26 protein-coding genes and 1 riboswitch are annotated in these 22593 nt (G+C 31.5%); of the genes, 14 read left to right on the top strand and 12 right to left on the bottom strand.

Annotated elements, in window-relative coordinates:
• Position 1 precedes the first annotated feature (1 nt).
• From P8H50_RS10895 to P8H50_RS10885, 3 genes are all read left to right on the top strand, one after another.
• A complete protein-coding gene (locus P8H50_RS10895; RefSeq protein ID WP_300208848.1) occupies positions 2 to 1552 on the top strand; it encodes a DUF4301 family protein in 1551 nt (516 codons plus the stop codon).
• Complete coding sequence (arfB, locus tag P8H50_RS10890) at positions 1552 to 1959, top strand: alternative ribosome rescue aminoacyl-tRNA hydrolase ArfB (protein ID WP_300208846.1); 408 nt, start codon at positions 1552 to 1554, stop codon at positions 1957 to 1959. The genes P8H50_RS10895 and arfB overlap by 1 nt, the downstream gene beginning before the upstream one ends.
• Before the next feature lie 54 nt (positions 1960 to 2013).
• Positions 2014 to 2105: riboswitch (TPP riboswitch) on the top strand.
• A 143-nt stretch (positions 2106 to 2248) separates the two neighbouring features.
• Positions 2249 to 4441, top strand: coding sequence for a TonB-dependent receptor (locus P8H50_RS10885; protein ID WP_300208844.1), 2193 nt, complete (start codon positions 2249 to 2251; stop codon positions 4439 to 4441).
• Positions 4442 to 4632: 191 nt separating this feature from the next.
• Here the strand turns inward: P8H50_RS10885 and P8H50_RS10880 are convergent, their stop codons facing one another.
• Complete coding sequence (locus P8H50_RS10880; RefSeq protein WP_300208842.1) at positions 4633 to 5088, bottom strand: hypothetical protein; 456 nt, start codon at positions 5086 to 5088, stop codon at positions 4633 to 4635.
• Positions 5089 to 5247: 159 nt separating this feature from the next.
• Here P8H50_RS10880 and greA point away from each other — a divergent pair, with 159 nt between their 5' ends.
• Positions 5248 to 5721 (top strand): transcription elongation factor GreA, encoded by a 474-nt coding sequence (gene greA / locus P8H50_RS10875; RefSeq protein ID WP_300208840.1) that lies wholly within the window; start codon positions 5248 to 5250, stop codon positions 5719 to 5721.
• 120 nt (positions 5722 to 5841) lie between these two features.
• On the top strand, positions 5842 to 6231 hold the full coding sequence (locus tag P8H50_RS10870) for an HIT family protein (RefSeq protein WP_300208838.1): 390 nt from the start codon (positions 5842 to 5844) through the stop codon (positions 6229 to 6231).
• Here P8H50_RS10870 and P8H50_RS10865 read toward each other — a convergent pair.
• Positions 6215 to 6565, bottom strand: coding sequence for a hypothetical protein (locus tag P8H50_RS10865; RefSeq protein ID WP_300208836.1), 351 nt, complete (start codon positions 6563 to 6565; stop codon positions 6215 to 6217). The two genes, P8H50_RS10870 and P8H50_RS10865, sit on opposite strands and share 17 nt — an antisense overlap.
• 5 nt (positions 6566 to 6570) lie before the next feature.
• Positions 6571 to 7749 carry a HAMP domain-containing sensor histidine kinase gene (locus P8H50_RS10860; RefSeq protein ID WP_300208834.1) on the bottom strand — a complete coding sequence of 393 codons (1179 nt, stop codon included), beginning with the start codon at positions 7747 to 7749 and terminating at the stop codon, positions 6571 to 6573.
• Between the two features lie 131 nt (positions 7750 to 7880).
• Between P8H50_RS10860 and P8H50_RS10855 the strand changes: the two genes are divergently transcribed.
• The 3 genes from P8H50_RS10855 (at position 7881) to aat (ending at position 9877) form a co-directional block, all read left to right on the top strand.
• Entirely contained in the window at positions 7881 to 8735 is an 855-nt protein-coding gene (locus P8H50_RS10855; protein ID WP_300208832.1) for a flavin reductase family protein, read from the top strand.
• A gap of 43 nt (positions 8736 to 8778) precedes the next feature.
• Positions 8779 to 9153 (top strand): DUF3127 domain-containing protein, encoded by a 375-nt coding sequence (locus P8H50_RS10850; RefSeq protein ID WP_300208830.1) that lies wholly within the window; start codon positions 8779 to 8781, stop codon positions 9151 to 9153.
• Positions 9154 to 9250: 97 nt separating this feature from the next.
• Entirely contained in the window at positions 9251 to 9877 is a 627-nt protein-coding gene (aat, locus tag P8H50_RS10845) for a leucyl/phenylalanyl-tRNA--protein transferase (protein ID WP_300208828.1), read from the top strand.
• Positions 9878 to 9889: 12 nt separating this feature from the next.
• Here the strand turns inward: aat and P8H50_RS10840 are convergent, their stop codons facing one another.
• Positions 9890 to 10453, bottom strand: a complete 564-nt coding sequence (locus tag P8H50_RS10840; protein ID WP_300208826.1) for a DNA-3-methyladenine glycosylase I — start codon at positions 10451 to 10453, stop codon at positions 9890 to 9892.
• A 104-nt stretch (positions 10454 to 10557) separates the two neighbouring features.
• Here P8H50_RS10840 and P8H50_RS10835 point away from each other — a divergent pair, with 104 nt between their 5' ends.
• The gene (locus tag P8H50_RS10835; protein ID WP_300208824.1) at positions 10558 to 11172 is read left to right on the top strand and encodes a thioredoxin family protein; all 615 of its coding nucleotides are present in this window, start codon (positions 10558 to 10560) and stop codon (positions 11170 to 11172) included.
• 40 nt (positions 11173 to 11212) lie between these two features.
• Here P8H50_RS10835 and P8H50_RS10830 read toward each other — a convergent pair whose 3' ends face one another.
• The 6 genes from P8H50_RS10830 to P8H50_RS10805 form a co-directional block, all read right to left on the bottom strand.
• Positions 11213 to 11941, bottom strand: a complete 729-nt coding sequence (locus tag P8H50_RS10830) for a TonB family protein (protein ID WP_300208821.1) — start codon at positions 11939 to 11941, stop codon at positions 11213 to 11215.
• 83 nt (positions 11942 to 12024) lie between these two features.
• Positions 12025 to 12723 carry a tRNA pseudouridine(55) synthase TruB gene (gene truB, locus P8H50_RS10825; protein ID WP_300208819.1) on the bottom strand — a complete coding sequence of 233 codons (699 nt, stop codon included), beginning with the start codon at positions 12721 to 12723 and terminating at the stop codon, positions 12025 to 12027.
• A gap of 4 nt (positions 12724 to 12727) precedes the next feature.
• Positions 12728 to 13522: an undecaprenyl-diphosphate phosphatase gene (locus P8H50_RS10820; protein WP_300208817.1), complete on the bottom strand. Its 795-nt coding sequence runs from the start codon at positions 13520 to 13522 to the stop codon at positions 12728 to 12730.
• A gap of 45 nt (positions 13523 to 13567) precedes the next feature.
• A complete protein-coding gene (locus tag P8H50_RS10815) occupies positions 13568 to 13843 on the bottom strand; it encodes a DUF3098 domain-containing protein (protein WP_300208815.1) in 276 nt (91 codons plus the stop codon).
• Positions 13844 to 13917: 74 nt separating this feature from the next.
• Positions 13918 to 14061, bottom strand: a complete 144-nt coding sequence (locus P8H50_RS10810) for a hypothetical protein (protein WP_300208813.1) — start codon at positions 14059 to 14061, stop codon at positions 13918 to 13920.
• Positions 14062 to 14185: 124 nt separating this feature from the next.
• A complete protein-coding gene (locus tag P8H50_RS10805) occupies positions 14186 to 15064 on the bottom strand; it encodes a permease-like cell division protein FtsX (RefSeq protein ID WP_300208811.1) in 879 nt (292 codons plus the stop codon).
• Positions 15065 to 15191: 127 nt separating this feature from the next.
• On the opposite strand from P8H50_RS10805, the gene P8H50_RS10800 reads away from it, so the two are divergent.
• The 4 genes from P8H50_RS10800 to P8H50_RS10785 all read left to right on the top strand — a co-directional run bounded on the left by P8H50_RS10800 (position 15192) and on the right by P8H50_RS10785 (position 19792).
• Positions 15192 to 18116 carry a class I tRNA ligase family protein gene (locus P8H50_RS10800; RefSeq protein WP_300208809.1) on the top strand — a complete coding sequence of 975 codons (2925 nt, stop codon included), beginning with the start codon at positions 15192 to 15194 and terminating at the stop codon, positions 18114 to 18116.
• Positions 18109 to 18465, top strand: a complete 357-nt coding sequence (locus tag P8H50_RS10795) for a hypothetical protein (protein ID WP_300208807.1) — start codon at positions 18109 to 18111, stop codon at positions 18463 to 18465. Before P8H50_RS10800 ends, P8H50_RS10795 begins: the two co-directional genes overlap by 8 nt.
• Positions 18466 to 18483: 18 nt before the next feature.
• The gene (locus tag P8H50_RS10790) at positions 18484 to 19005 is read left to right on the top strand and encodes a hypothetical protein (protein WP_300208805.1); all 522 of its coding nucleotides are present in this window, start codon (positions 18484 to 18486) and stop codon (positions 19003 to 19005) included.
• Positions 19006 to 19084: 79 nt separating this feature from the next.
• The gene (locus P8H50_RS10785; RefSeq protein ID WP_300208905.1) at positions 19085 to 19792 is read left to right on the top strand and encodes a zinc metallopeptidase; all 708 of its coding nucleotides are present in this window, start codon (positions 19085 to 19087) and stop codon (positions 19790 to 19792) included.
• A 201-nt stretch (positions 19793 to 19993) separates the two neighbouring features.
• Here P8H50_RS10785 and P8H50_RS10780 read toward each other — a convergent pair whose 3' ends face one another.
• Both P8H50_RS10780 and P8H50_RS10775 read right to left on the bottom strand, forming a co-directional pair.
• The gene (locus tag P8H50_RS10780) at positions 19994 to 20464 is read right to left on the bottom strand and encodes an Lrp/AsnC ligand binding domain-containing protein (RefSeq protein ID WP_300208803.1); all 471 of its coding nucleotides are present in this window, start codon (positions 20462 to 20464) and stop codon (positions 19994 to 19996) included.
• 229 nt (positions 20465 to 20693) lie between these two features.
• Complete coding sequence (locus P8H50_RS10775) at positions 20694 to 22058, bottom strand: saccharopine dehydrogenase C-terminal domain-containing protein (RefSeq protein ID WP_300208801.1); 1365 nt, start codon at positions 22056 to 22058, stop codon at positions 20694 to 20696.
• A gap of 89 nt (positions 22059 to 22147) precedes the next feature.
• Between P8H50_RS10775 and P8H50_RS10770 the strand changes: the two genes are divergently transcribed.
• Entirely contained in the window at positions 22148 to 22537 is a 390-nt protein-coding gene (locus P8H50_RS10770) for a DUF423 domain-containing protein (protein WP_300208799.1), read from the top strand.
• The last annotated feature ends 56 nt before the right edge of the window (positions 22538 to 22593 follow it).

Below are 22593 nucleotides of genomic sequence, written 5' to 3'. Positions count from 1 at the left end.
AGTGAATTTCACTACAACACAAATAAAACAGATTGAAGACAAAGGACTTACAGTTGCAAAGGTTTTAAAGCAAATTGAAACTTTTAAATCTGGATTACCTTGTGTAAATTTAGAGTCTGCAGCCATATTAGGCCATGGAATTTTAAAACTTTCTGATAAAGAAAACCAAGACTATTTAACCTTTTACAACACCCAAAAAGAGCTTTTAAATATTATTAAGTTTGTTCCTGCATCTGGAGCTGCTACTAGAATGTTTAAGTTTTTATTCGAATTCTTAGAAACTTATAATATTAAAAAAGAAAGTGTAAATTCTTATATCAATAAACATAAAGCAACAGAGCTTTCTTTGTTTTTGGTTGGTCTAGAAAAATTTCCATTTTACAAAACATTAATTCAAACTACTCAAGATAATAATCCAGAGTATAACAGGCTTTCTAATAATGAAAAAGTTGTGTTATTAGCAAAGACACTTCTAGATGAGAAGCATTTAAACTACAGTAATTTCCCTAAAGGTTTATTGCCATTTCATAAATATAAAGACCACATTGCAACAGCTTTTGAAGAGCATTTATTTGAAGCTGCTTTGTATGCAACTTCTAAAAACAAAGCAACACTTCATTTTACAATTTCTGAAATCTATAAAGATGTTTTTGTTCAAGAGTTTAATCGTATTCAAACTATAGTAGAACGAAAAACGAATACAAAATTCAGTATTTTTTACTCTTATCAAAAAGAAGAGACAGATACTATTGCTGTAACAACTAAAAATGAACCTGTTAAAAACACAGATGGTTCTTTACATTTTAGACCATCTGGTCATGGTGCTTTATTAGCTAACTTAAACGATTTTGATGCAGATATTATTTTTATAAAAAACATTGATAATGTTGTGGTTTATAAATATGAAAATGAAGTAGCAAAACATAAAAAAATTCTAGCTGGTATTTTGCTGAAACTTCAAGAACAAGCTTTTAGCTATTTAAAACAGTTGGAGGCAGAAGAACTTGGTGAAGCTAAGACCATTGAGATTGCCCGTTTTTTAAGAAAAAAACTGAATGTAAATATCTCTCATGAATTCGAAAGATATTCACCTAAATATCAATTAGAATATTTAAAAACCAAACTAAATAGGCCTATTAGAGTTTGTGGAATGGTTAGAAACGAGGGAGAACCAGGTGGAGGACCTTTTTGGGTAAAAGATGAAAGTGGAACAGTTTCTCTACAAATTGTAGAATCTGCACAAGTAGATAAAAAGAATAGACACCAAAAGAATATTTTAAAAAACGCAACCCATTTTAATCCAGTAGATTTAGTTTGCGGAGTTAAAAACTACAAAGGAGAAAAATTCGATCTCACTAAGTTTGTAGATTCTAAAACTGGATTTATTACCATGAAGACAAAAACAGGAAAAGATATAAAAGCTCTCGAATCTCCTGGTCTTTGGAATGGAAGCATGGCACATTGGAACACTATTTTTGTAGAAGTCCCACTTGTTACTTTCAATCCTGTTAAAACAGTAACAGATTTGCTAAAAGCTACACATCAAGTATAATGTTTGAAGAAGAAGCACTTATAAAAGAGTTTAACTTTAAAGCAATAAGAAGCTCTGGAGCAGGAGGACAGCATGTAAATAAAGTATCCTCTAAAATAGAGTTATCCTTTAATTTAGAGACGTCTTTAGTTTTAAACGAAAATCAAAAACAAGTTATTAAACTCAAATTATCCAACCGAATTAACAAAGACGGATTATTAATTTTACAATGTGGTGAAAGTAGAAGCCAACATAAAAATAAGAATATTGCAATTAAAAGAATAATTCAAGTACTAAAATCTGCTTTATATATTCAAAAAAGACGCATTCCTACAAAAACACCAAAGGCAGTTGTTTTTAAACGACTTAAAAATAAACGTGTAAATAAAGAGCGTAAAGCAAATAGGAGTAAACCAAGACTAGACTAAAAAAAACCCAAAATTATTTATTGAAAATCAAAAATGTAAATTACCTTTGCACTGTTCTCAAAAAAGGGGTGCCTAAAAACGGCTGAGATCATACCCATTGAACCTAGAACAGGTAATGCTGTTTAGGAAATTGAATGTTTTGTCATTGCGAATTAATTATTTTGTTACTGTGTTAATCTTTACAATTAAGAGATTACATAACTTTAAAATTTCTTGTAAAGACTTAACGAAAATTAATTATTTTTAATAGAATAATGACCTCTTTTTATTCGTGATAAATATATTTCGAATGAAATTTACTGTAAAAAAATCAATTTTATGTGCTGGATTTGTCTTGCTTTCTTTAAATAGTTTTGCACAAACCATAACACAAGATTCAACAAAAGTTGAAGCTTTAGACGAAGTCTTAATTAAATCCTTAAGAGTGGACGCAAAGTCGCCTATTACGCATTCTAATGTTTCTAAAGAAGAACTTGAAAAACGTAATTTAGGTCAAGACATTCCTATTCTTTTAAACTATTTACCATCTGTAGTTACAACTAGTGATGCTGGAGCAGGCGTTGGTTATACAGGTATTCGTGTACGTGGAGTAAGTTCACAATCTACAAACATAACTATAAATGGAATTCCTTACAACGATTCAGAAAGCTTAGGAACTTTTTGGGTTAATTTAGGAGATATTTCTTCCTCTGTTGAGAGCTTACAATTGCAACGTGGAGTTGGGACATCTACCAATGGAGCTGGTGCTTTTGGAGCAAGTATAAACGTGTTAACAGATGCTGTTTCTAAAGATGCTAAAGGAGAGATTTCCAATAGTTTTGGGAGTTTTAATACTAGAAAACATACTGTAAAATATAGTACAGGATTGTTAAACAATAACTTTGAAATTTCTGGACGTTTATCGCAAATTAATTCTGATGGATATATAGATCGTGCCACGTCAGATTTAAAATCTTATTTTCTTCAAGGTGCTTATGTAGATGAAAACACTTTAATTAAAGCCGTAATTTTTGGAGGCCAAGAGGTTACTTATCAAGCCTGGAATGGTATAGATGCTATAACTCTTGAAAACGACAGAACATTTAATCCGTCTGGACAATATACAGATGCAGATGGCAATACACGTTTTTATGATAACGAAGTCGATAACTACAAACAAGACCATTATCAATTACACTGGAATGAAAAAATTAATAATAATTGGTCAGCAAACTTAGGTTTAAACTATACTTATGGTCGTGGTTATTTTGAGCAGTATAAAGAAGACGAAGATTTTTCTACTTACGGGTTTAACGAGATTACAATTGGTGGTGAAACCATAAATGAGACAGATGTTATAAGAAGACGTTGGTTAGATAATGATTTTTATGTGCTAAATGCGAATGTAAATTATAAAGATGAAACGCTTAATCTAAGTTCAGGTTTGTTTTATAGTTCATATCATGGTGATCATTTTGGCGAGGTTATTTGGGCCCAATATGCAAGTAATAGTGAAATAAGAGATCGTTATTATGAAGGTGATGGTGACAAGTATGATTTTAGTATTTTCACAAAGGCAACCTACCAATTAAACGATAAATTAAGTTTATTTGGTGATTTACAATTTAGAAGTGTAAATTATGATACTAGTGGAATAAGTTCAGGTTTAGTGTTATTTGAAATAGATAAGACTTACAATTTTTTTAATCCTAAAGCAGGAGTTTCTTATAATTTAAACGCAAATAATAATTTTTATTTCTCTTATGCTAGAGCAAATAGAGAAGCGAGCAGAAGCGATTTTGAAAGTAATCCAGATATTAAACCAGAACAACTTAATGATTTCGAATTAGGTTGGAGATATAAAAGTCCAAAGTTAATTTTTAATGCTAATGCATACTATATGTTATATAATGAGCAATTAGTATTAACTGGTGCTATTGATGATGTAGGTGCTTTTATTCGAAATAATTCTGGTAAAAGTTCTCGTTTAGGATTAGAATTAGAGGCAGTAGTAAAGCTTAGTGATAAATTTTCTATGCAACCCAATATAACATTGAGCTCCAATAAAAACGATGAAACCATAGTTTCTAGAGATGGTGCTTTTGTAAACTTAGGAAAAACTAACATTTCTTTTTCTCCAGAAGTTGTTACGGCAAATGCTATAATTTTTAAGCCATTAGAACATTTTGAACTATCCTTTTTAAGTAAATATGTAGGTGAGCAATTTATGGGAAACACAGATTCTAACATCTCTAAATTAGACAGTTATTTTGTAAATGATTTTAATGTGACTTACGAGATTAAAACAAATAAAATATTTAAGTCTATTCTATTATCTGGTTTGGTAAATAACATTTTTGGAGAAAAGTATGTCTCTAATGGTTACTATTTTACATTCGATGATACTTGGTCTAATCCTGGAGCTGTAACAACAATAGAAGGTGCTGGTTATTATCCTCAAGCTACTACAAACTTTCTTGTAGGTGCAACTTTAAAGTTTTAAACAGTAAAAATCTTACATAAAAAAAGCGGCTCGATGCCGCTTTTTTTATTGCGAAAAGGATAGAAGAGGCGTCCTTTTTTATGTCAGTTTTAGTATTTTGTGAAGTATGAGCAAAATGTATCCAGAACAAATAAAAAAGATATAACGTATAGCCTGGTTTTTAATGCCATTAAAAGCATTAAAAATTTGCCCTAATTGTTAAAAACACGAATCACACTTCCGTTGACTTCTACAAAATAGCGAACCAAAGTATATTGTCCAGTTGTACCTTCTTGTCTTGTACCATTTAAAATTTCGTAAGCGTTCTCATCTGCACAATTACAAGTGGCAACAATACCATTTACGGTTAAGTTAGAGCAAGAACTTACAGGATGATTGGGATCGCTAAGCTCAAAAGCACTATAATTATTGTTTCCTGCATAATACAAAACCACACCTTTTATACCATAATTACTGTTTAATGTAATGTAATTTCCAGGAAATTGCATTTGGTTGTATTGTGGTAAGCTTGTATTTATTAGATTTCCAGTGTCAAATACTGCATTTGGTATGTTAGGATTATTATTTTGGTTATCATCGTCTTTTTTACTACACGAATTAAACAGTAGACCTGTAAATAAGAATAATAGTATTGTTTTTAATTTCATTTTTTTTAATTTTTTATAGCATTGCAATTTACAACAAAAGTAATTTGCGAATTAAATATTTTGTATATTTGTATTATAATCTCGTGTATGCGAGATTTTTTTATTCCGAAGTGTTTCGGAATCTTTTTCTTTATAGAAAAGTATTTAAACGAAAAAATTATGAGTAAAGTATCATACTATACAGCTGAAGGCTTAAAAAAATTAAGAGAAGAGCTAAAACAATTAAAAGATGTGGAGCGCGTTAAGGCTAGTAATGCCATTGCTGAAGCTCGTGATAAAGGCGATTTAAGTGAAAATGCTGAGTACGATGCTGCTAAAGAAGCGCAAGGTATGCTAGAAATGCGCATTAGTAAATTAGAAGACCAACTTGCTGGTGCACGTGTTATAGACGAAAGCCAGATGGATACGTCTAAAATACTTGTGCTTTCTAAAGTAAAAATTAAAAACCAAACTAATGGTATGGAAATGAATTATACTTTAGTTGCAGATGGCGAAGCAGATTTAGCTGCTGGTAAAATTTCTGTAAACTCTCCAATTGGTCAAGGTTTGTTAGGAAAAACAGTAGGTGATGTTGCAGAAATTAAAGTGCCAAGTGGTATTATTAAATTTGATATTGTAGAGATTAGTAGATAAAATTCCTTTTTGTTAAGTCTAAAAAAGGATTGATATTTAAAGATTCCTGTTTATTCTGAAATAATTTTCAGATTAGCAGGAATCTTTTTTTATCTTTAGTATTTAATTGAAATAAGTATTATGGCATCAATATTCACAAAAATTGTAAACGGAGAAATCCCATGTTATAAAGTTGCAGAAACCGATGATTTCATGGCGTTTTTAGATGTTAATCCCAATGCAAAAGGCCATACTTTATGTATCCCAAAAAAAGAAACTAATAAACTTTTTGATTTAGATAAAACTGAGTACTTAGAATTAATGGATTTTTCTAGGTTAGTTGCTATAGCTTTAGAAAAAACAGTGCCTTGTAAACGCGTAGGTGTCTCGGTAATTGGACTAGAAGTGCCACATGTACATGTGCACTTAATACCATTAAACACAATGGAAGATGCTCGTTTTATTAATAAGGTGTCTTTAGAGCAATCAGAATTTGAAGCTTTAGCTAAAGCAATTAAGGCAAATATGTAAGTAATAAAATTAGTGTTGAAATAACTACTACAGCAATAATTCCTATAATAATCCAAAAAGGCGCTTTATACTTTTTAGATGCTTTTTTAGGTGTAAAAGCCTTCATTTGGTAATTGTAAACACGCTCAATATCTTCTGTCCAGTTTACTGGATAAATAGTTGTATTGCACCTATTACAATGCATTTCGGTAGAAATAGCTTGAGTTATAGATTTAGAAAACTTAGTTTCTATAAATTGCTGTTTAAAAGTAAGTTCTAAATGGTCTTTGCTAAAACATTCTGGACAGTTATTATTTAGTGACACTTCTTTTACGGTTATCCATTTTTTGTCCATAATATTTAAACAGTTTTTAATGCGATTTGCATTATAGTTCCCTTGTCTATTTGCGATTGCGCAACTTTAATTTTTCCACCATGAAAATCTTCTATAATACGCTTAGCGAGAGATAAGCCTAATCCCCAACCACGTTTTTTTGTAGTATAACCAGGTTCGAAAACAGTTTTAAATTGGTTTTTAGTTAAACCTTTTCCAGTGTCTATTACATTAATTTTCAAGTTGTTTTCTAACTGAGTCATGACTATGGTAAGATCGCCTTTGCCTTTCATGGCATCTATTGCATTTTTTACTAAATTCTCTATAGTCCAACTGTATAATTGCTTATTCAAATTGACATAAATAGGTTCTTCAGGAAGCTTTAATGTAAAGTTAATAAGTTTAGACGATCTAGATTTTAGATAATCATAAGTATCTTTAGTTTCTTTTACAATATCTGTTTTTTCTAAGGTTGGTAGCGACCCAATCTTGCTAAAACGCTCTGTAATAGTTTGAAGTCTATCGATATCTTTTTCAATTTCTACAATATATTCTGGATTTACGTTTTCGGTTTTTAAAATTTCAGCCCAACCAATTAAAGACGATAATGGCGTGCCAATTTGATGTGCAGTCTCCTTTGCCATACCAGACCATAATTTATTCTGTGCAGCAATTTTAGAACTCCTGTAAAAGAAATAAGCTACAGCTCCAAATAAAAAGATGATTAATAATAGTGTTAATGGATAGTATTTAAGTTTATTTAATAATGGTGCGTTACCATAATATAATTTACTAAAAAGCACTTTTCCTTGTGTTTTTGTATCAGTATATGTAATCTCTATTGGTATGTTTTCAGATTCAAATTGCTTAATGAGTTTGTCTTTATTTTTTTTAACAAAGGCTGATGCATCGTCTCCATCATAATCTATATTATTGTAATTACTAATAGAGCCATCTGCATTGATAACTAATATTGGAGTTGTATTATTACTATTTAAAATTTTAATTAGAAAATCAAAATTTGGATTATTTTCATCACTTGAAAATATTTTTTGAGCGTTAGACCAGATTTCCATCTTCGCACGTTCTTCATCTTTAAATTTTTGGAAAAATGTATAAGTATTCCATAGAATTAAAGAAATAATTGCAAAAGATGCAATAACTATTATCCAGCGTACGAGTTGTCTGTTTTTTAATAAAGACATGTAAAATTTTTGTGTTAAGATACTTAAAAGAAATATAATGTCAAGTTGTTAATAATATTGTATAACATGAGTGTAAATCTGTTTTTAGTTAAAATACAGAATGGCTACATTTGTTGTAAATTAATATGTTAATGACTTCTTTCGAACCTAAAGACTTGCCAACTGCAAAATTGCATGGTTATTTATTAAGTGCAGTAGCGCCTAGACCTATTGCTTTTGCTAGTACTATGGACCAGAATGGAAATCCAAATTTATCACCATTTAGCTTTTTTAATGTATTTAGTGCTAATCCTCCAATTCTAATCTTTTCTCCTGCGAGACGTGTTAGAGATAACACAACAAAACATACGTTGGAAAATGCTGAAAGCACCAAAGAGGTAGTAATAAATGTTGTAAATTATGATATTGTACAGCAAATGTCTTTAAGCAGTACAGAATATGGAAAAGGTGTAAACGAATTTGAAAAAGCAGGTTTAACGATGCTAAAAAGTGATATAGTAAAACCATTTCGTGTTGCAGAATCACCAGTTCAATTTGAGTGTAAGGTTAACAATATTATAAAACTAGGAACAGAGGGAGGAGCAGGTAATTTAGTTATTTGTGAAGTTGTAAAATTGCATATTAACGATGCTGTTTTAAGTGAAAGTGGAAGCATAGATCAAGAAAAATTAGATTTAGTGTCTCGAGCAGGTGGAAGTTATTATAGTAGGGCAAAAACTGGTTTTTTCGAAATTCCAAAACCACTCTCAACACTTGGTATTGGTGTAGACGCATTACCAAAAAACATCAGGAATAGTACTATTTTAACAGGAAACGACTTAGGCTTATTAGCAAATGTAGAAGCCTTACCATCAAAAGAAGTTATTACGGACTTTGATAAAAAACATGACAATATTACATTAACCGAAACCGAAAAACATAAAAAGGCACAACATTTACTTGGTTTAAGTGATGTAGAAAGTGCATGGAAAGTGTTGTTATCGTAACAATACAATTAAGTTAGACGAATATTTAATAATTATATAGACAATGGAAGTACAAGGTAAAGTAAAATTAGTTGGAGAAGAGCAAACGTTTGGAAGCAACGGATTTAGAAAAAGAGAATTAGTTGTTACAACAGAGGAACAATATCCACAACACATATTAGTGGAGTTTGTTCAAGACAAATGCGATTTATTAAACAACTACAAAGTAGGACAGGATGTAAAAGTAAATATCAACTTACGTGGTAGAGAATGGGTTAACCCTCAAGGAGAAACTAAATATTTTAATTCTATTCAAGGATGGAGAATAGAAGGAGTTCAAGTTAGTGCTCCTGCTGGAATGCCAGAAGTTCCACCAGCAGCAGCTTTTGAACCAGCAACAGATTTAAAAGAGGAAGATCACGACGATTTACCATTTTAAAAGTAAACTGTTTTTAACTCTGCACATGATGCAGAATCAATAAAAAACGGTAATGACATAAATTTGTTATTACCGTTTTTTTTATTTTAGCAACAGCATGCATATTCTAGATCAAAACATAGTATTTCCTGACATTCAAGAAGCAGATCAAGAAGGTTTACTTGCTATTGGTGGAGATTTATCTTTAGAGCGTCTTGTATTGGCCTATAAAAGCGGAATTTTTCCATGGTTTAATGCAGATGAGGTTATTTTGTGGTGGTCACCAAATCCTAGATTTGTACTCTATCCAACAGATTTAAAAGTTTCAAAAAGCATGAGACAATGTCTTAAAAATTGTGATTTTGAAATTACAATAAATAAAGACTTTAAGTCTGTAATTACAGAATGTTCAAAGGCAAAACGTAATGGTCAAGCTGGAACATGGATAACTAAAAACATGATTAATGCCTATTGTAAATTGCATGAACATGGCTATGCTAAATCTGTGGAGGTATGGAAAAACAGACAATTGGTTGGTGGTTTTTATGGAGTAGACTTAAATAACGGTGTGTTTTGTGGCGAGAGCATGTTTGCAAAAAAAAGCAATGCCAGTAAAGCCGCATTCATCACTTTTATTCAAAATACAGACTATAAGCTTATAGATTGTCAAGTGTATACCAGCCATTTAGAAAGTTTAGGAGCTAGAGATATTTCTAGAAGTGAATTTATGGAGTATTTAAGGTAGTTTGTTTGCGTTTTAAACCTCTTGATATCTAAAACAATTTACTTCATGATCGTTTACCATACCTGTGGCTTGCATAAAAGCATACATAACTGTACTTCCAACAAATTTAAAGCCTCGTTTTTTTAAATCTTTACTTAAAGTCCTGCTAATTACTGTATTTTCAGGAGCATCTTTAGAGTTTTTAAGTTTATTTTTTATGGGTTTATTATCTACAAAAGCCCAAAGATATTTGCTAAAGCTACCAAATTCCTCTTGAATTTTTATAAATGCTTGCGCATTGCTAATAGTAGCATTTACTTTTAATTTATTTCTAATGATTCCTGCATTTTGAAGCAATTCATCTTTTTTATCTTCATCGTAATTGGCTATTTTTTTGTAGTCGAAAAAATCGAAAGCTAATCTAAAGTTTTCACGTTTACGTAAAATGGTAATCCAACTCAAGCCAGCTTGAAAGGTTTCCAGAATTAAAAATTCGAATAGCTGATGGTCATCATAGACTGGAACTCCCCATTCGTTATCGTGATAAGCTTCGTATAATTTATCACCAACACACCAACCACATTTATATTTTGTCATTTTTTTAATGTAATGCCTATTTTATGCTGTAAGGATTAAAAAATATTTCTACTAAAGTAACAACTGTTACTTAAACAAATAACTAATTACAGTATTTTTATATTATGAAAAAATTACAACATACCAACTTACAAAATATTATAAAGGACAGCCTTAAGAAGGCTATAAGCTATCAAGATTATAGAGCTTTAGTTAAGGATTTGGTTGTAAAAGAGTCTACCACTGGAAACGAAAAAACCGAAGATTTAGCAAACTACACTATGCTTAACGATAGGCGAATGAAGCGTTGGGATAAAACTGTAAAAGTAGACGAGGCTGTAAAAGAGAAAATTGCTAAAACCAACATTAACCAAACATGGTTAGTGTTAACAGAAAGCTGGTGTGGTGATGCAGCACACATTATGCCTGTTATTAATAAAGTGGCAGAATTAAATAACACTATTGATTTTAAAGTAGTGCTTAGAGATGAAAACTTAGATTTAATGAATCAATTTTTAACTAATGGTGGTCAATCTATTCCTAAGCTAATTTTAATTGATAATGCTACTAACGAAGTTGTAAATACTTTTGGACCAAGACCAAGTGAGGCCACAAAATTGGTTCTCGATTATAAAGCAAAACATGGAAAATTAACATCAGAGTTTAAAGAAGATTTACAAGGTTGGTATAACAAAGATAAGGGACAAAACGCTATTAGCAATTTAGTGAGTTTACTCTAAATAGGTTATCATTCTTTGATGAATAGGAATGACATATAATCTAAAGCTTACCTTCAAAATTAAAAGTAATAGTTCCAATTTGAGAGCTTTTTCTAGAACTGTCAAAACGTGCCTTTTTAGCAAACTCCAAAGCATGTTTTTGTAAGCACTCATTTGGTGAGCTAGAAGAAGAGTTAATGGTTGTCGAGATAACTTCACCTTTAGCATTTACAGTAATATTTACTATAATTATTCCATTGGTTTCACACAAGTAGATAGGAATTGGTAAGTAAGTGTCTTTTCTTCCTATTAATGAATAGATTATTGAACTATTTTTATTTATTGATGCTTCTGTGTTTGTTTGCTGCGAAGCCTTTTTATGTTTATTTAAAATACTACTAACGCTTTTAAATGTTGTTAGCTCTTCGTTTTTAATATTAGAATTGTTTTCAATTTCAGACTCTTTTTTAACTCTAAAATCATGCTCTTTTCTATTTCTTAATCTAGGGTTGTCGTAATCTTTTGGTGGTGCAATTGGTTTAAACGCTTGTGCAAAGTGCTTATATTCTTTAGTATCGTTAAAACCTTTATTTGTCTTTTCAAAAGCATCTTTTAGCTCAAGGTCTTTATGAGGATTATCTTTTAATAAATCTTCAGGTGTAATATCAATAAGTGTTTCTGTAACAGCTTCATTTTGTTTTATTATAGAGAAATTAAAAAGCGAAAGCAAGACGCTTATTGCAATTAATAAAGAGATGACCAAAGCCTTATGTGAATTGTTAAGTTTCAAAAGCAACGCAATTTTTAAAATGAAATAGTCTTGTTAGTATATTATATACGTACAAACCAATGTCTTAAGATGTTGCATTGTAATTATTCTACTCTTTTAGGTAAAGCTGCTATAAATTGCTCTATTGATAAAGCTTTGTTTACATTAAAATCACCAATTTTTGTTCGCCTTAAAACAGTTAAGTGTCCACCAGAATGCAAAGCTTTTCCAAAGTCGTTTGCAAGAGAACGAATGTAAGTGCCTTTGCTGCAAACCACTCTAAAATCAACCAAATTAGCATCAATTTTAGTGATTTCGAAGTCTTTAATGGTGATTTTACGCGATTTTACTTCAACAGCTTCACCTGCTCTTGCATATTCATACAAGCGTTTTCCATCTTTTTTTAAAGCAGAGAATACAGGTGGGAATTGGTCTATTTCACCAATAAATTGTTTGGTTGTTTCGTGAATTAAACCTTTAGAAATATGCTCAGTTGGAAACCTTTCGTTTATCTCTGTTTCTAAATCGAAAGATGGTGTTGTACTGCCTAAAACAATAGTTCCTGTATATTCTTTAATTTGACCTTGAAAAGTATCTATCTGCTTGGTCATTTTTCCTGTGCAAATCACCAATAAGCCAGTAGCTAAAGGGTCTAAGGTACCTGCATGACCAACTTTTATTTTTTTAATGTTAAAGGCTTGACGTATTTCCCAACGGAGTTTGTTTACTACTTGAAAAGACGTCCAGTTTAGCGGTTTATCTATCAATAAAACTTGTCCAGCTTGGTAGTCTTCAACAGTCATTATTTTAATTTAAAAGTGAAAAAATAATGGCTATTAAACCTACAACTCCACAGTAATTAGCGAAGTAAGATAATTTGCTTTTTTTAACCAAAGCAATCATCCATGTACATGCAAATAATCCTGAAATAAATGCAGCCACAAAGCCTGCTCCTAATGCAGTAATATTTTGGCTTTCGAAAGATAAATCTCCTCCTAGAACATCTTTACCAATTTTGCCAAAAATGAGAGGCACAACCATTAAAAACGAAAAACGTGCGGCTTTTGTTTTGTCGTTACCTAATAATACCGAAGTAGATATTGTAGCACCACTTCTAGAAATGCCAGGAAGCATTGCAATGGCCTGAGAGATACCAATTATAAGAGCATCTTTAAAACTAACTTTTTTATTGGTGTTTTTTGCTTTATCTGCAAGAAATAAAAGTGCAGCAGTTACTAAAAGCATACAACCCACTAACATTATGTTTCCGCCAAATAATTGCTCTAATTGTTCTTCAAAGAAAAGACCAACCAAAACTGCTGGAATCATAGATAATATAATTTTACCTGCGAAACGCTGGTCGTCGTTTACTGCTGGTTTAAATAAACCTTTTAGTATTTCAAAAATATCTTTTCTAAAAATAACAATGGTACTTAAAGCAGTAGCAAAGTGTAAAACCACTGTAAACAATAAACTTTCTTCTGGTACAGATTGATCACCAATTATGGCTTTTCCTAATTCTAAATGTCCACTAGAAGATACAGGAAGAAATTCTGTAAGTCCTTGAATAATGCCTAAAATGATTGAGTCGATGATGTCCATTCGGCAAAAATATTAAAATGAAATGACCAATAAGCTGGTTTGAAGTTATTTTTTAGGGTCAGAATCTTCTTTACGCGTTAATATGGCATAAATTTGGATTCCAAAACCTATAAGTACTAAAGCTGGAGCTAGACGAATGCGTCTCCAATGAAAAATATCTTCATTAAACACATTAGGATCATCATTTCCGCCACCAGACATCAAGATAAAGCCAATAGCAATAAAAGCTAGGCCAATAAACATGAATTTATAGTTGCGTTTTCCAAAAATAAATTCACCTTTATTTTCTGAACCGATTTCTTTGCGTTTTTGTTCTCCCACTTTTATGTAGATTTTGTTTAATGCTATAAAATTAGCGTATTTCTCGTTGCAAAGTAACGGATTTCTTTAAAATTTTATTCAAAAATCCCTTTTACATGATGTTTTTTCACATCTGCTTTTGCAATCTTAACCGTTCTGTCTTCAATTTCTTTTTGAGATAGCACTACAATAGCTGTAATTGCTAATAGACCTATAAATACAAATGTTATTCGCTTCATAATAATAAAATTAAATAATGAATAAATGTATTGGTATAGTCAGTAAGTGTGGTTTTTTGTTATGTAAATATAACAGCAAACTTTGCTAATTATTGTTAACAGTAAAGTTAAAAGCTGTTAAAGTTTAGTAGTATAACTTATCTGTATTTAAGTTTAAAAAACGCTGAGTAGCGAAAAACGTTGATATCCATGTAATAAAAATACCTAGTAAAAATATAAAGGCAAATAAACCAATTAGAAGTATTGGCTTGTTTAAAAATTCTAATTCAGGGAATGTTTTATCTACAAAGTAAAGTACAAAAGCCATTCCTGTAAGCGCTAATATGGCTCCAATAACACCAAGTTTAACACTTCTTAAAATAAAAGGTTTTCTTATAAAACGTTTTGTAGCACCAACCATTTGCATGGTTTTAATAGTAAAACGTTTAGAATACACAGCCAATCTAATAGAACTATTAATTAACAACACAGCAATTAATGTAAACAAGGCACTTAGTAGTAATACCCAAAAACTTATTTTTTTAACATTATCATTCATTAAATTAACCAAGTCATTATCATAGCTAACGTCTTCTACAAAGTTTTTAGATGTGGCTTCGTCTGCTATTATTTGCAGTTTTTCTGAGGTTACAAAATCTGCTTTTAAGTTAACGTCAATTGAATTTTTAAGCGGATTTTCGCCTAAAAAATCCATAAAATCTTCTCCGCTTTCAGCTTTCATAAATTCAGCAGCCTGTTCTTTAGAAACAAAAACAGTAGATTTCACATAATCTGCCATAGCTAAACTTTTTTCAAGTTGCTTAATTTCAACATCTTTTGCATTGTCTTTTAAAAAGATGGTAACCGTAACTTGTTCTTTAAAGTGGTCTGCTACTTTTTTTGCGTTTAACACCAAGAGGCCTAATAAACCTAGTAAAAACAATACAAGTCCAATACTTAAAACTACAGATAAGTATGAAGAAATTAAACGACGTTTTTGGTATTTATCAAAAGAGGAGCTCATAAAAAGAGTTTAGTTAACACTGTAAAAATAATAAAGAATTCAAACATTACTACTTTAGAACGTTTAAACTTTTAATTCTGTTGTAATACCTTTAAATTTGACGCTTTATAAGTGCAAAATCAAGACCATGCAATACGATTTTAATAGAATAGAGAAAGATTGGCAAAAATATTGGGCAGAAAACCAAACATTTAAAGCTTCTAATACCAGTACTAAACCTAAATATTACGTGCTCGATATGTTTCCATATCCTTCTGGAGCAGGCTTACATGTTGGGCATCCATTAGGTTATATAGCCAGCGATATTTATGCGCGTTACAAACGCCATAAAGGTTTTAATGTATTGCATCCTCAAGGTTACGATAGCTTTGGATTACCTGCCGAACAGTATGCAATACAAACAGGTCAGCATCCTGCAATTACAACCGAAACTAATATTAAAACCTACAGAAGACAACTAGATCAAATTGGTTTTTCTTTTGATTGGTCTCGAGAAGTGAGAACCTCTAATCCAGAATATTACAAATGGACACAATGGATATTTATTCAGTTGTTTGAATCGTATTATTGCAATGATGATAATAAAGCTAAAGCTATAGAAGAATTAATTTCGATTTTTTCATCAGAAGGAAATGCCAATGTTAATGTAGCTTGCGATGATGGTATTGAAATTTTTTCAGCTGAAGACTGGAATAGTTTTTCAACCGAAAAACAACAAGAAATACTTTTAAAATACAGATTAACTTATTTAGCAGAAACCGAAGTGAATTGGTGTCCTGCTTTAGGAACCGTTTTAGCAAACGATGAAATTGTAAATGGTGTTTCAGAACGTGGTGGACATACTGTAGTGCGTAAGAAAATGACGCAATGGAGTATGCGTATTTCTGCCTATGCCGAAAGACTTTTACAAGGTTTAGACACTATCGACTGGACAGACGCTTTAAAAGAAACACAACGCAATTGGATTGGAAAATCGGTTGGAGCATCTGTAACTTTTAATGTTAATGCTCATGAAGATACAATAGAAGTCTTCACTACAAGACCAGATACTATTTTTGGAGTAAGTTTCATGACTTTAGCACCAGAACACGAACTCGTTTCTAAAATAACAACGCCTGAACAAAAAGAAGCTGTTAATGCCTACATAGAAAAAACCGCAAAACGAAGCGAACGCGATCGTATGGCAGATGTAAAAACCATCTCTGGTGTATTTACAGGAGCATTTGCAGAGCATCCATTTACAAAAGAACCCATTCAAATATGGATTGGCGATTATGTTTTGGCGAGTTATGGAACAGGAGCAGTAATGGCTGTACCATGTGGAGACCAACGTGATTACGATTTTGCAAAACATTTTGGAATAGATATTCCAATTATTTTTGAAGGTGTAGATATAAGTGAAGAAGCCTTTACAGGAAAAGATAACGTTAAGATAGCAAATAGCGATTTCCTAAACGGAATGAACTATAAAAGAGCAACAAAACGTGCCATCTACGAGTTAGAGCAATTAGGTCAAGGCGAAGGTAAAACCAACTACAGATTGCGTGATGCTGTATTTTCAAGACAGCGTTATTGGGGCGAACCATTTCCAGTGTATTATGTAAACGGTATGCCACAAATGATTGCTGCAGAACATTTACCAATACAATTACCAGAAGTAGAAAAATATTTACCAACCGAAGAAGGCGAACCACCTTTAGGTCGTGCAGAGGTTTGGGCTTGGGACACCAATTTAAATACAGTTGTTACCAACGATAAAGTGAATAATGAAACGGTATTTCCTCTAGAACTCAACACCATGCCTGGTTGGGCAGGAAGTTCGTGGTATTTTTTCCGTTATATGGAAGAAGCAGCCAATAGAGATGGTGTTTTTGCAAGCAAAGACGCTTTAGATTATTGGGAAAATGTAGATTTATATATTGGAGGAGCAGAGCATGCTACAGGACATTTATTATACTCACGTTTTTGGGTTAAACTATTAAAAGACAGAGGTTTTGTAAACGTTGATGAGCCTTTTAAGAAGTTGATAAACCAAGGTATGATTTTGGGAACTAGTGCTTTTGTTTATGAAGCTTTATTTGATGAGAAGAGTTTAAATATTTATTTGTCTTCTAATTTAATTGATGGGCAAAATTATATAACTTCTGAAAGTTCTAAATGGACTGAGTTAACAGGTATCTATAAAAGCAGAGGATTATCAGAAGAGGATTTTTCAAAAGTTACTCATAGATTAATTCATTGTGATGTGTCTTTTGTAAACGCTTCAGATGAATTAAATACCGAAGCTTTCAAAAATTGGAGAGCAGAATATACTGATGCAGAATTTATAAAGGAAGAAAATGGAATATTTAAAGTAAAACGCGAAGTCGAAAAAATGTCCAAATCCAAATACAACGTTGTCAATCCAGATAACATTGTAAAAGATTATGGAGCAGACAGTTTACGACTCTACGAAATGTTTTTAGGACCTTTAGAGCAATACAAGCCATGGAATACTGCAGGAATTACAGGTGTGCATAATTTTTTAAAGAAATTATGGAAGTTGTATGTTGGCGAAAATGGTTTAAAAGTAAACACTACAGCACCAACAAAAGACAACTTAAAAACATTACACAAAACCATAAAAAAAGTACAAGAAGACATCGAGAATTTCTCTTTTAACACGTCGGTTTCTACTTTTATGATTGCTGTAAACGAACTCACAGCACAAAAGTGTACAAGTAAAGCTATTTTAGAACCTTTATTAATTTTAATTTCACCTTATGCACCTCATATTGCTGAAGAATTATATAGTAAATTAGGAAATACAGGATCAATTTCAACCGTTGCTTTTCCAGAGTTTAATGCAAGCCATTTAGTAGAAAGCAGTAAAAACTATCCCATTTCATTTAATGGTAAAATGCGCTTTACGCTTGAGTTACCTATGGATTTAAGTAAGGATGATATAGAAAAAGCAGTGATGGCTCACGAAAAAACCATCGCACAATTAGATGGTAGAACACCTAAAAAAATAATTGTTGTACCAGGTAAAATAGTAAATATCGTTGGGTAAAAAAATAGTAATATTTGTAGGTGTTTTACTTTTAGCAGGCGTTATTAGTTATTTTGTTATTGATGCTAATGAAAAGCAATTTAAGCAAGTAGAGTGGCAAGCAAGTCCTTCTAAGCGTTACCTTATGGCTAAGAATATTATTAACAGTAATATGTTTTATGGTAAAACAAAACCTGAAATAATTACGTTACTAGGTAATGTTACTAAAGCGTCCACATTAAAAGGTAAGGACCATTTGGTCTATTCGTTAGGCTCAGCACCAACTTTTTTTGAAGCAAAGGAAGAAACACTTATTGTTATTTTTGAGGACGAGATTGTGGTAAACGTTATTCATTCTTACCAAAACTAACGTTATAAATGTTTAATTATGAAACGCATTCTTCTCGTAATAATAGTACTTCTCAGTGTTTCCGCGAAAGCGCAAGATAAAACCTTAACATTTCCAGAAGATTATTTTGGTGTTTATAAAGGCGACCTAGAAATAACCAATACCAAAGGCAAACAAAATATTGGCATGGAATTTCATCTCACTTCTACAGACTCTACAGGAGTTTATAACTATAAAATTGTTTATATTTTTGATGGTAAACGCAACGATAGAAATTATACCTTAAAAACCATAGATAAAGACAAAGGAGAATATGTTATAGACGAAAATAATGGTATTATCTTAGGTGCTAAATTAGTAGATAATGTCCTTTATAATGTTTTTGAAGTACAAGGCAATTTGTTAATGACAACAGAAGCTTTCTTTCCAGATTATATGACTTTTGAAATTATATTCTCTGGTAAAAATGCTAAAACAGTTACTAAAGCGATAGAAGATGATATAGAAGTTATTAGTTATCCAATTACAGTAACCCAAAAAGCACACCTAATAAAACAGTAAAACTGACAAATTTTCTTAAACGAAAATTGGCTTACTTTTTGCTATATTTATTTTGTAAATTTTAAATAAAAAAAATATGATGATAGGTTATACAGGCTACTATATCCTAATTGGAGCCATTTCTTTAGTAAGTTGGTTGGTTAGTAACCAGTTAAAAAAGAAATTTGCTAAGTATTCTAGAGTACAATTAAGAAATGGTATGAGTGGTGCAGAGATAGCAACAAAAATGTTGGCAGACCATGGTATTAGAGATGTTGAGGTAATTTCTACTCCAGGACGTTTAACAGATCACTACAATCCAACAAACAAAACAGTTAATTTAAGCGAAGCCGTTTATAACCAGCGTAATGCAGCAGCAGCAGCAGTTGCTGCTCACGAAGTGGGACATGCTGTGCAACATGCAACAGCATACCAATACTTAACCATGCGTTCTAAATTAGTGCCAGTTGTTCAAGTAACATCAAGCATGTCGCAATGGATAGTTTTTGGAGGCGTTGCACTTATGGCTTCAAATGCTCTTGGTGCTGCAGGACAGTATGTTGCTATTGCAGGTTTAATAATGATGGCTTTTGCTACTTTATTTAGTGTTGTTACTTTACCAGTAGAGTATGATGCTAGTAATCGTGCTTTGGCTTGGTTAAAAAATAAGAACATTGTATCTCAAGAAGAATATAAAGGTTCTGAAGATGCCCTTAAATGGGCAGCAAGAACCTATTTAGTTGCCGCAATTGGTGCTATTGCTTCTTTATTATATTGGGCTTTACAAGTTTTTGGAGCAAGAGATTAATTTTAAGAAATTAAGAGATTAAACACCTAGAAATAGGTGTTTTTTTGTTTTAAAACGAGTCGTTTTCTAAAGACACTAATTTGTTTTTTAAGCCATAAATAACCAAGCTAGCAACGTTTTTAGACTCTGTTTTAAGCAGTAAATTATTACAATTAAATTATTTTTACAAAAAAGCTCCTAATTTTTTAATTAGGAGCTTTTTTATATCTTAATTTGCCTTTCAATCTGTTGATCAAGAGATATAAAGGTTTCTGTTCTAGATACACCAGCAATAGATTGGATATCGTTATTTAATAAATGCATTAAATGTGCGTTATCTTTACAAAGGATTTTAATTAAAATACTCCAGTTTCCAGTAGTGTAATGGCATTCTAAAACTTCTGGTATTTTTTCGAGTTGTTTTACTGCTTGTGGATTACTTATGGCTTTGTCTAGGTATATACCAACAAATGCCATTGTAGTGTAGCCTAAAATTTTTGGGTTAATAATAAATTTTGAACCTGTTATTAAACCAGACTTTTCTAGTTTACGCAAACGTTGGTGTATTGCAGCTCCAGAAATACCTACTTGTCGAGCTATTTCTAGTACAGAAGTTCTAGCATCTGCCATTAAAGCACGAAGTATCTTTTTATCTATACCATCTATATGAATGTTTTTATTTATTACTTTCATTTAGCCTTTGCTTTTGTTTTCTATAATTAGAAAAAATGGTTTGTATTTTAAATTATAACATAAAAGTACTAAAATAGTATGAAACTAAAACTTTTACATAATTACTATACTTTAAAGGGTGTGCTAGCAATAGAAGTGGCATCTTTTTTTTACTAACATATATGGTAAAAAAATATAACTTAAAGTGCGGCCAAGACAATGCTTTTGCATGCTAGGTAAAGCCACAACGCTATATATTTAAAGAATTATAGCCTAAGTATGGTACTTTTTTCTCATTAAAAACAATTCCGAAATCTTCGAGCTCTTCTAAAATAGGCTCGTAAACTTCTTTTGTAATTGGTCTTAAAACTCCAGGTGTTGTTATTTTTTTATTTAGTATGGCCATTGCAGCTATAGCAACTGGTAAACCTACTGTTTTAGCCATTGCAGTATAGGTTTGGTCTTCTCCTAAAGTAACCATAGTAGCATCTATTTGATGTTTTTTACCATTTAATTCGTAACCAAATTTATGGTACATTACAATCATATCTTTATCTGTTGGGTCTAAAGACCAGCTGTCCATAAGTATTTTTTGTAAAATTTGAGCAGGTGTTGCTTTTTTAAGCTCTACCATTTTTGTTGGACTAAAAATGTCTAATTCTTCAAATTTATCCCAAACAATATCGTCTTGATCTATTTTAAGTGCGTGTCTAAACTTTATTTCAACAGAATCTGTTGGACTGTATGGTAAAAATGAATTAACAAAATCTCGATAACTCATGTTCTCACTATCATCTATTGTGTAGCTATCATCTGTCATGCCTAATGCAGCAAATACATTCCAAGCACGACTAAAGCCTACACGTCTTATTGTTCCACGGTATAATGTTTTTATATCCTCAAGACCATAAATATCTTGATATTTTAGAGAGTCTCTATTAGCATAAGCTTCAAAACGACCAAAACCATCAACTTCTAAAAATTCTGTACGCCTAAATAAACGATTGTAAGGTATGTATTTATAGGTGCCTTCTTGTAAAAATTTTGCGGCACTACCTTGTCCAGCTAGTACTACATTTCTTGGGTTCCAAGTAAATTTATAGTTCCATAAATTATTATCGCTTTCTGGAGCAACTAAGCCACCTGTAAAAGATTCGAATAAAATTAGTTTTCCACCATCTGCTTCAATACGATCTATTACTTGCATGGCACTCATATGGTCGATTCCAGGATCCACTCCAATCTCATTCATAAACACGAGGCCTTTACTTTTTGCTTCACCATCTAAAGCTTGCATTTCATCACTTACATAAGAAGCCGTAACCATATTTTTTCTAAAGGTAATACAGTCTTTTGCTACTTCAATATGAAAACGTGCAGGCAGCATAGAAATAACTATATCTGCTGTTTTCACAGCATCTTCACGAGATTTAGTATTAAAGACATCTAGAGTTATAGCAGTTGCATTTTTATGCTCACCAGTTAGCTTAGATGCGTTTACAATGTTTAAATCGCCAACTGTTATATGAAGGTTTTCGGTTTCAGATTTGTCTAACAGATATTTTATTAAGTATGAAGCAGATTTTCCCGATCCAATAACTAAAATGTTTCTCATAATGAATTTTTTATACTAGTATTCCTTAATTTTGTTTCAACGAAAGTACTAAAATGTAAACGTTATAAAAACCCAAATAATAAATATATATGAACAAAAAAATATTAATATTAGGTTCGGTTTTTGGCCTCTTTGCAATAGCAATTGGTGCTTTTGCAGCTCATGGTCTTAAACCTAAAATTTCTGTTCAAGCTATGCACTCTTTTGAAACAGGAGTGCGTTATCAAATGTATCATGCACTTTTGCTACTAATAATTGGAAATATTGGAGGTGTTTCAGAAAAAAATAAAAAAATAATTTTTTATTTGATTAGTGTTGGAGTTTTGTTTTTTTCAGGTTCTATCTTCGCCTTAGCGACCAATACGCTTACTACAATTGACTTTAAAGTTATAGGCTTTATAACACCTCTAGGAGGATTATTACTTATTATAGCATGGCTTATATTATTAATAAACTTTGTAAAAAGCTATAAGAATTAACGCATATTTATACAACATTCTTAGAATAATGTGTAATTTTGTAACCTAAACAATAT

Origin of the sequence: Lacinutrix sp. (assembly GCF_029238095.1) — a bacterium.
In the GTDB taxonomy this organism is placed as follows: Bacteria; Bacteroidota; Bacteroidia; order Flavobacteriales; family Flavobacteriaceae; genus Lacinutrix.
This window is presented reverse-complemented; position numbering and strand designations above follow the sequence as displayed.

Bases quoted from the DNA above. Each gene is read 5' to 3' on its own strand.
- arfB (WP_300208846.1), top strand. From the start codon at position 1,552: ATGTTTGAAGAAGAAGCACTTATAAAAGAGTTTAACTTTAAAGCAATA.
- P8H50_RS10885 (WP_300208844.1), top strand. From the start codon at position 2,249: ATGAAATTTACTGTAAAAAAATCAATTTTATGTGCTGGATTTGTCTTG.
- P8H50_RS10880 (WP_300208842.1), bottom strand. From the start codon at position 5,088: ATGAAATTAAAAACAATACTATTATTCTTATTTACAGGTCTACTGTTT.
- greA (WP_300208840.1), top strand. From the start codon at position 5,248: ATGAGTAAAGTATCATACTATACAGCTGAAGGCTTAAAAAAATTAAGA.
- P8H50_RS10870 (WP_300208838.1), top strand. From the start codon at position 5,842: ATGGCATCAATATTCACAAAAATTGTAAACGGAGAAATCCCATGTTAT.
- P8H50_RS10865 (WP_300208836.1), bottom strand. From the start codon at position 6,565: ATGGACAAAAAATGGATAACCGTAAAAGAAGTGTCACTAAATAATAAC.
- P8H50_RS10860 (WP_300208834.1), bottom strand. From the start codon at position 7,749: ATGTCTTTATTAAAAAACAGACAACTCGTACGCTGGATAATAGTTATT.
- P8H50_RS10855 (WP_300208832.1), top strand. From the start codon at position 7,881: ATGACTTCTTTCGAACCTAAAGACTTGCCAACTGCAAAATTGCATGGT.
- P8H50_RS10850 (WP_300208830.1), top strand. From the start codon at position 8,779: ATGGAAGTACAAGGTAAAGTAAAATTAGTTGGAGAAGAGCAAACGTTT.
- aat (WP_300208828.1), top strand. From the start codon at position 9,251: ATGCATATTCTAGATCAAAACATAGTATTTCCTGACATTCAAGAAGCA.
- P8H50_RS10840 (WP_300208826.1), bottom strand. From the start codon at position 10,453: ATGACAAAATATAAATGTGGTTGGTGTGTTGGTGATAAATTATACGAA.
- P8H50_RS10835 (WP_300208824.1), top strand. From the start codon at position 10,558: ATGAAAAAATTACAACATACCAACTTACAAAATATTATAAAGGACAGC.
- truB (WP_300208819.1), bottom strand. From the start codon at position 12,723: ATGACTGTTGAAGACTACCAAGCTGGACAAGTTTTATTGATAGATAAA.
- P8H50_RS10820 (WP_300208817.1), bottom strand. From the start codon at position 13,522: ATGGACATCATCGACTCAATCATTTTAGGCATTATTCAAGGACTTACA.
- P8H50_RS10810 (WP_300208813.1), bottom strand. From the start codon at position 14,061: ATGAAGCGAATAACATTTGTATTTATAGGTCTATTAGCAATTACAGCT.
- P8H50_RS10805 (WP_300208811.1), bottom strand. From the start codon at position 15,064: ATGAGCTCCTCTTTTGATAAATACCAAAAACGTCGTTTAATTTCTTCA.
- P8H50_RS10800 (WP_300208809.1), top strand. From the start codon at position 15,192: ATGCAATACGATTTTAATAGAATAGAGAAAGATTGGCAAAAATATTGG.
- P8H50_RS10790 (WP_300208805.1), top strand. From the start codon at position 18,484: ATGAAACGCATTCTTCTCGTAATAATAGTACTTCTCAGTGTTTCCGCG.
- P8H50_RS10785 (WP_300208905.1), top strand. From the start codon at position 19,085: ATGATAGGTTATACAGGCTACTATATCCTAATTGGAGCCATTTCTTTA.
- P8H50_RS10780 (WP_300208803.1), bottom strand. From the start codon at position 20,464: ATGAAAGTAATAAATAAAAACATTCATATAGATGGTATAGATAAAAAG.
- P8H50_RS10775 (WP_300208801.1), bottom strand. From the start codon at position 22,058: ATGAGAAACATTTTAGTTATTGGATCGGGAAAATCTGCTTCATACTTA.
- P8H50_RS10770 (WP_300208799.1), top strand. From the start codon at position 22,148: ATGAACAAAAAAATATTAATATTAGGTTCGGTTTTTGGCCTCTTTGCA.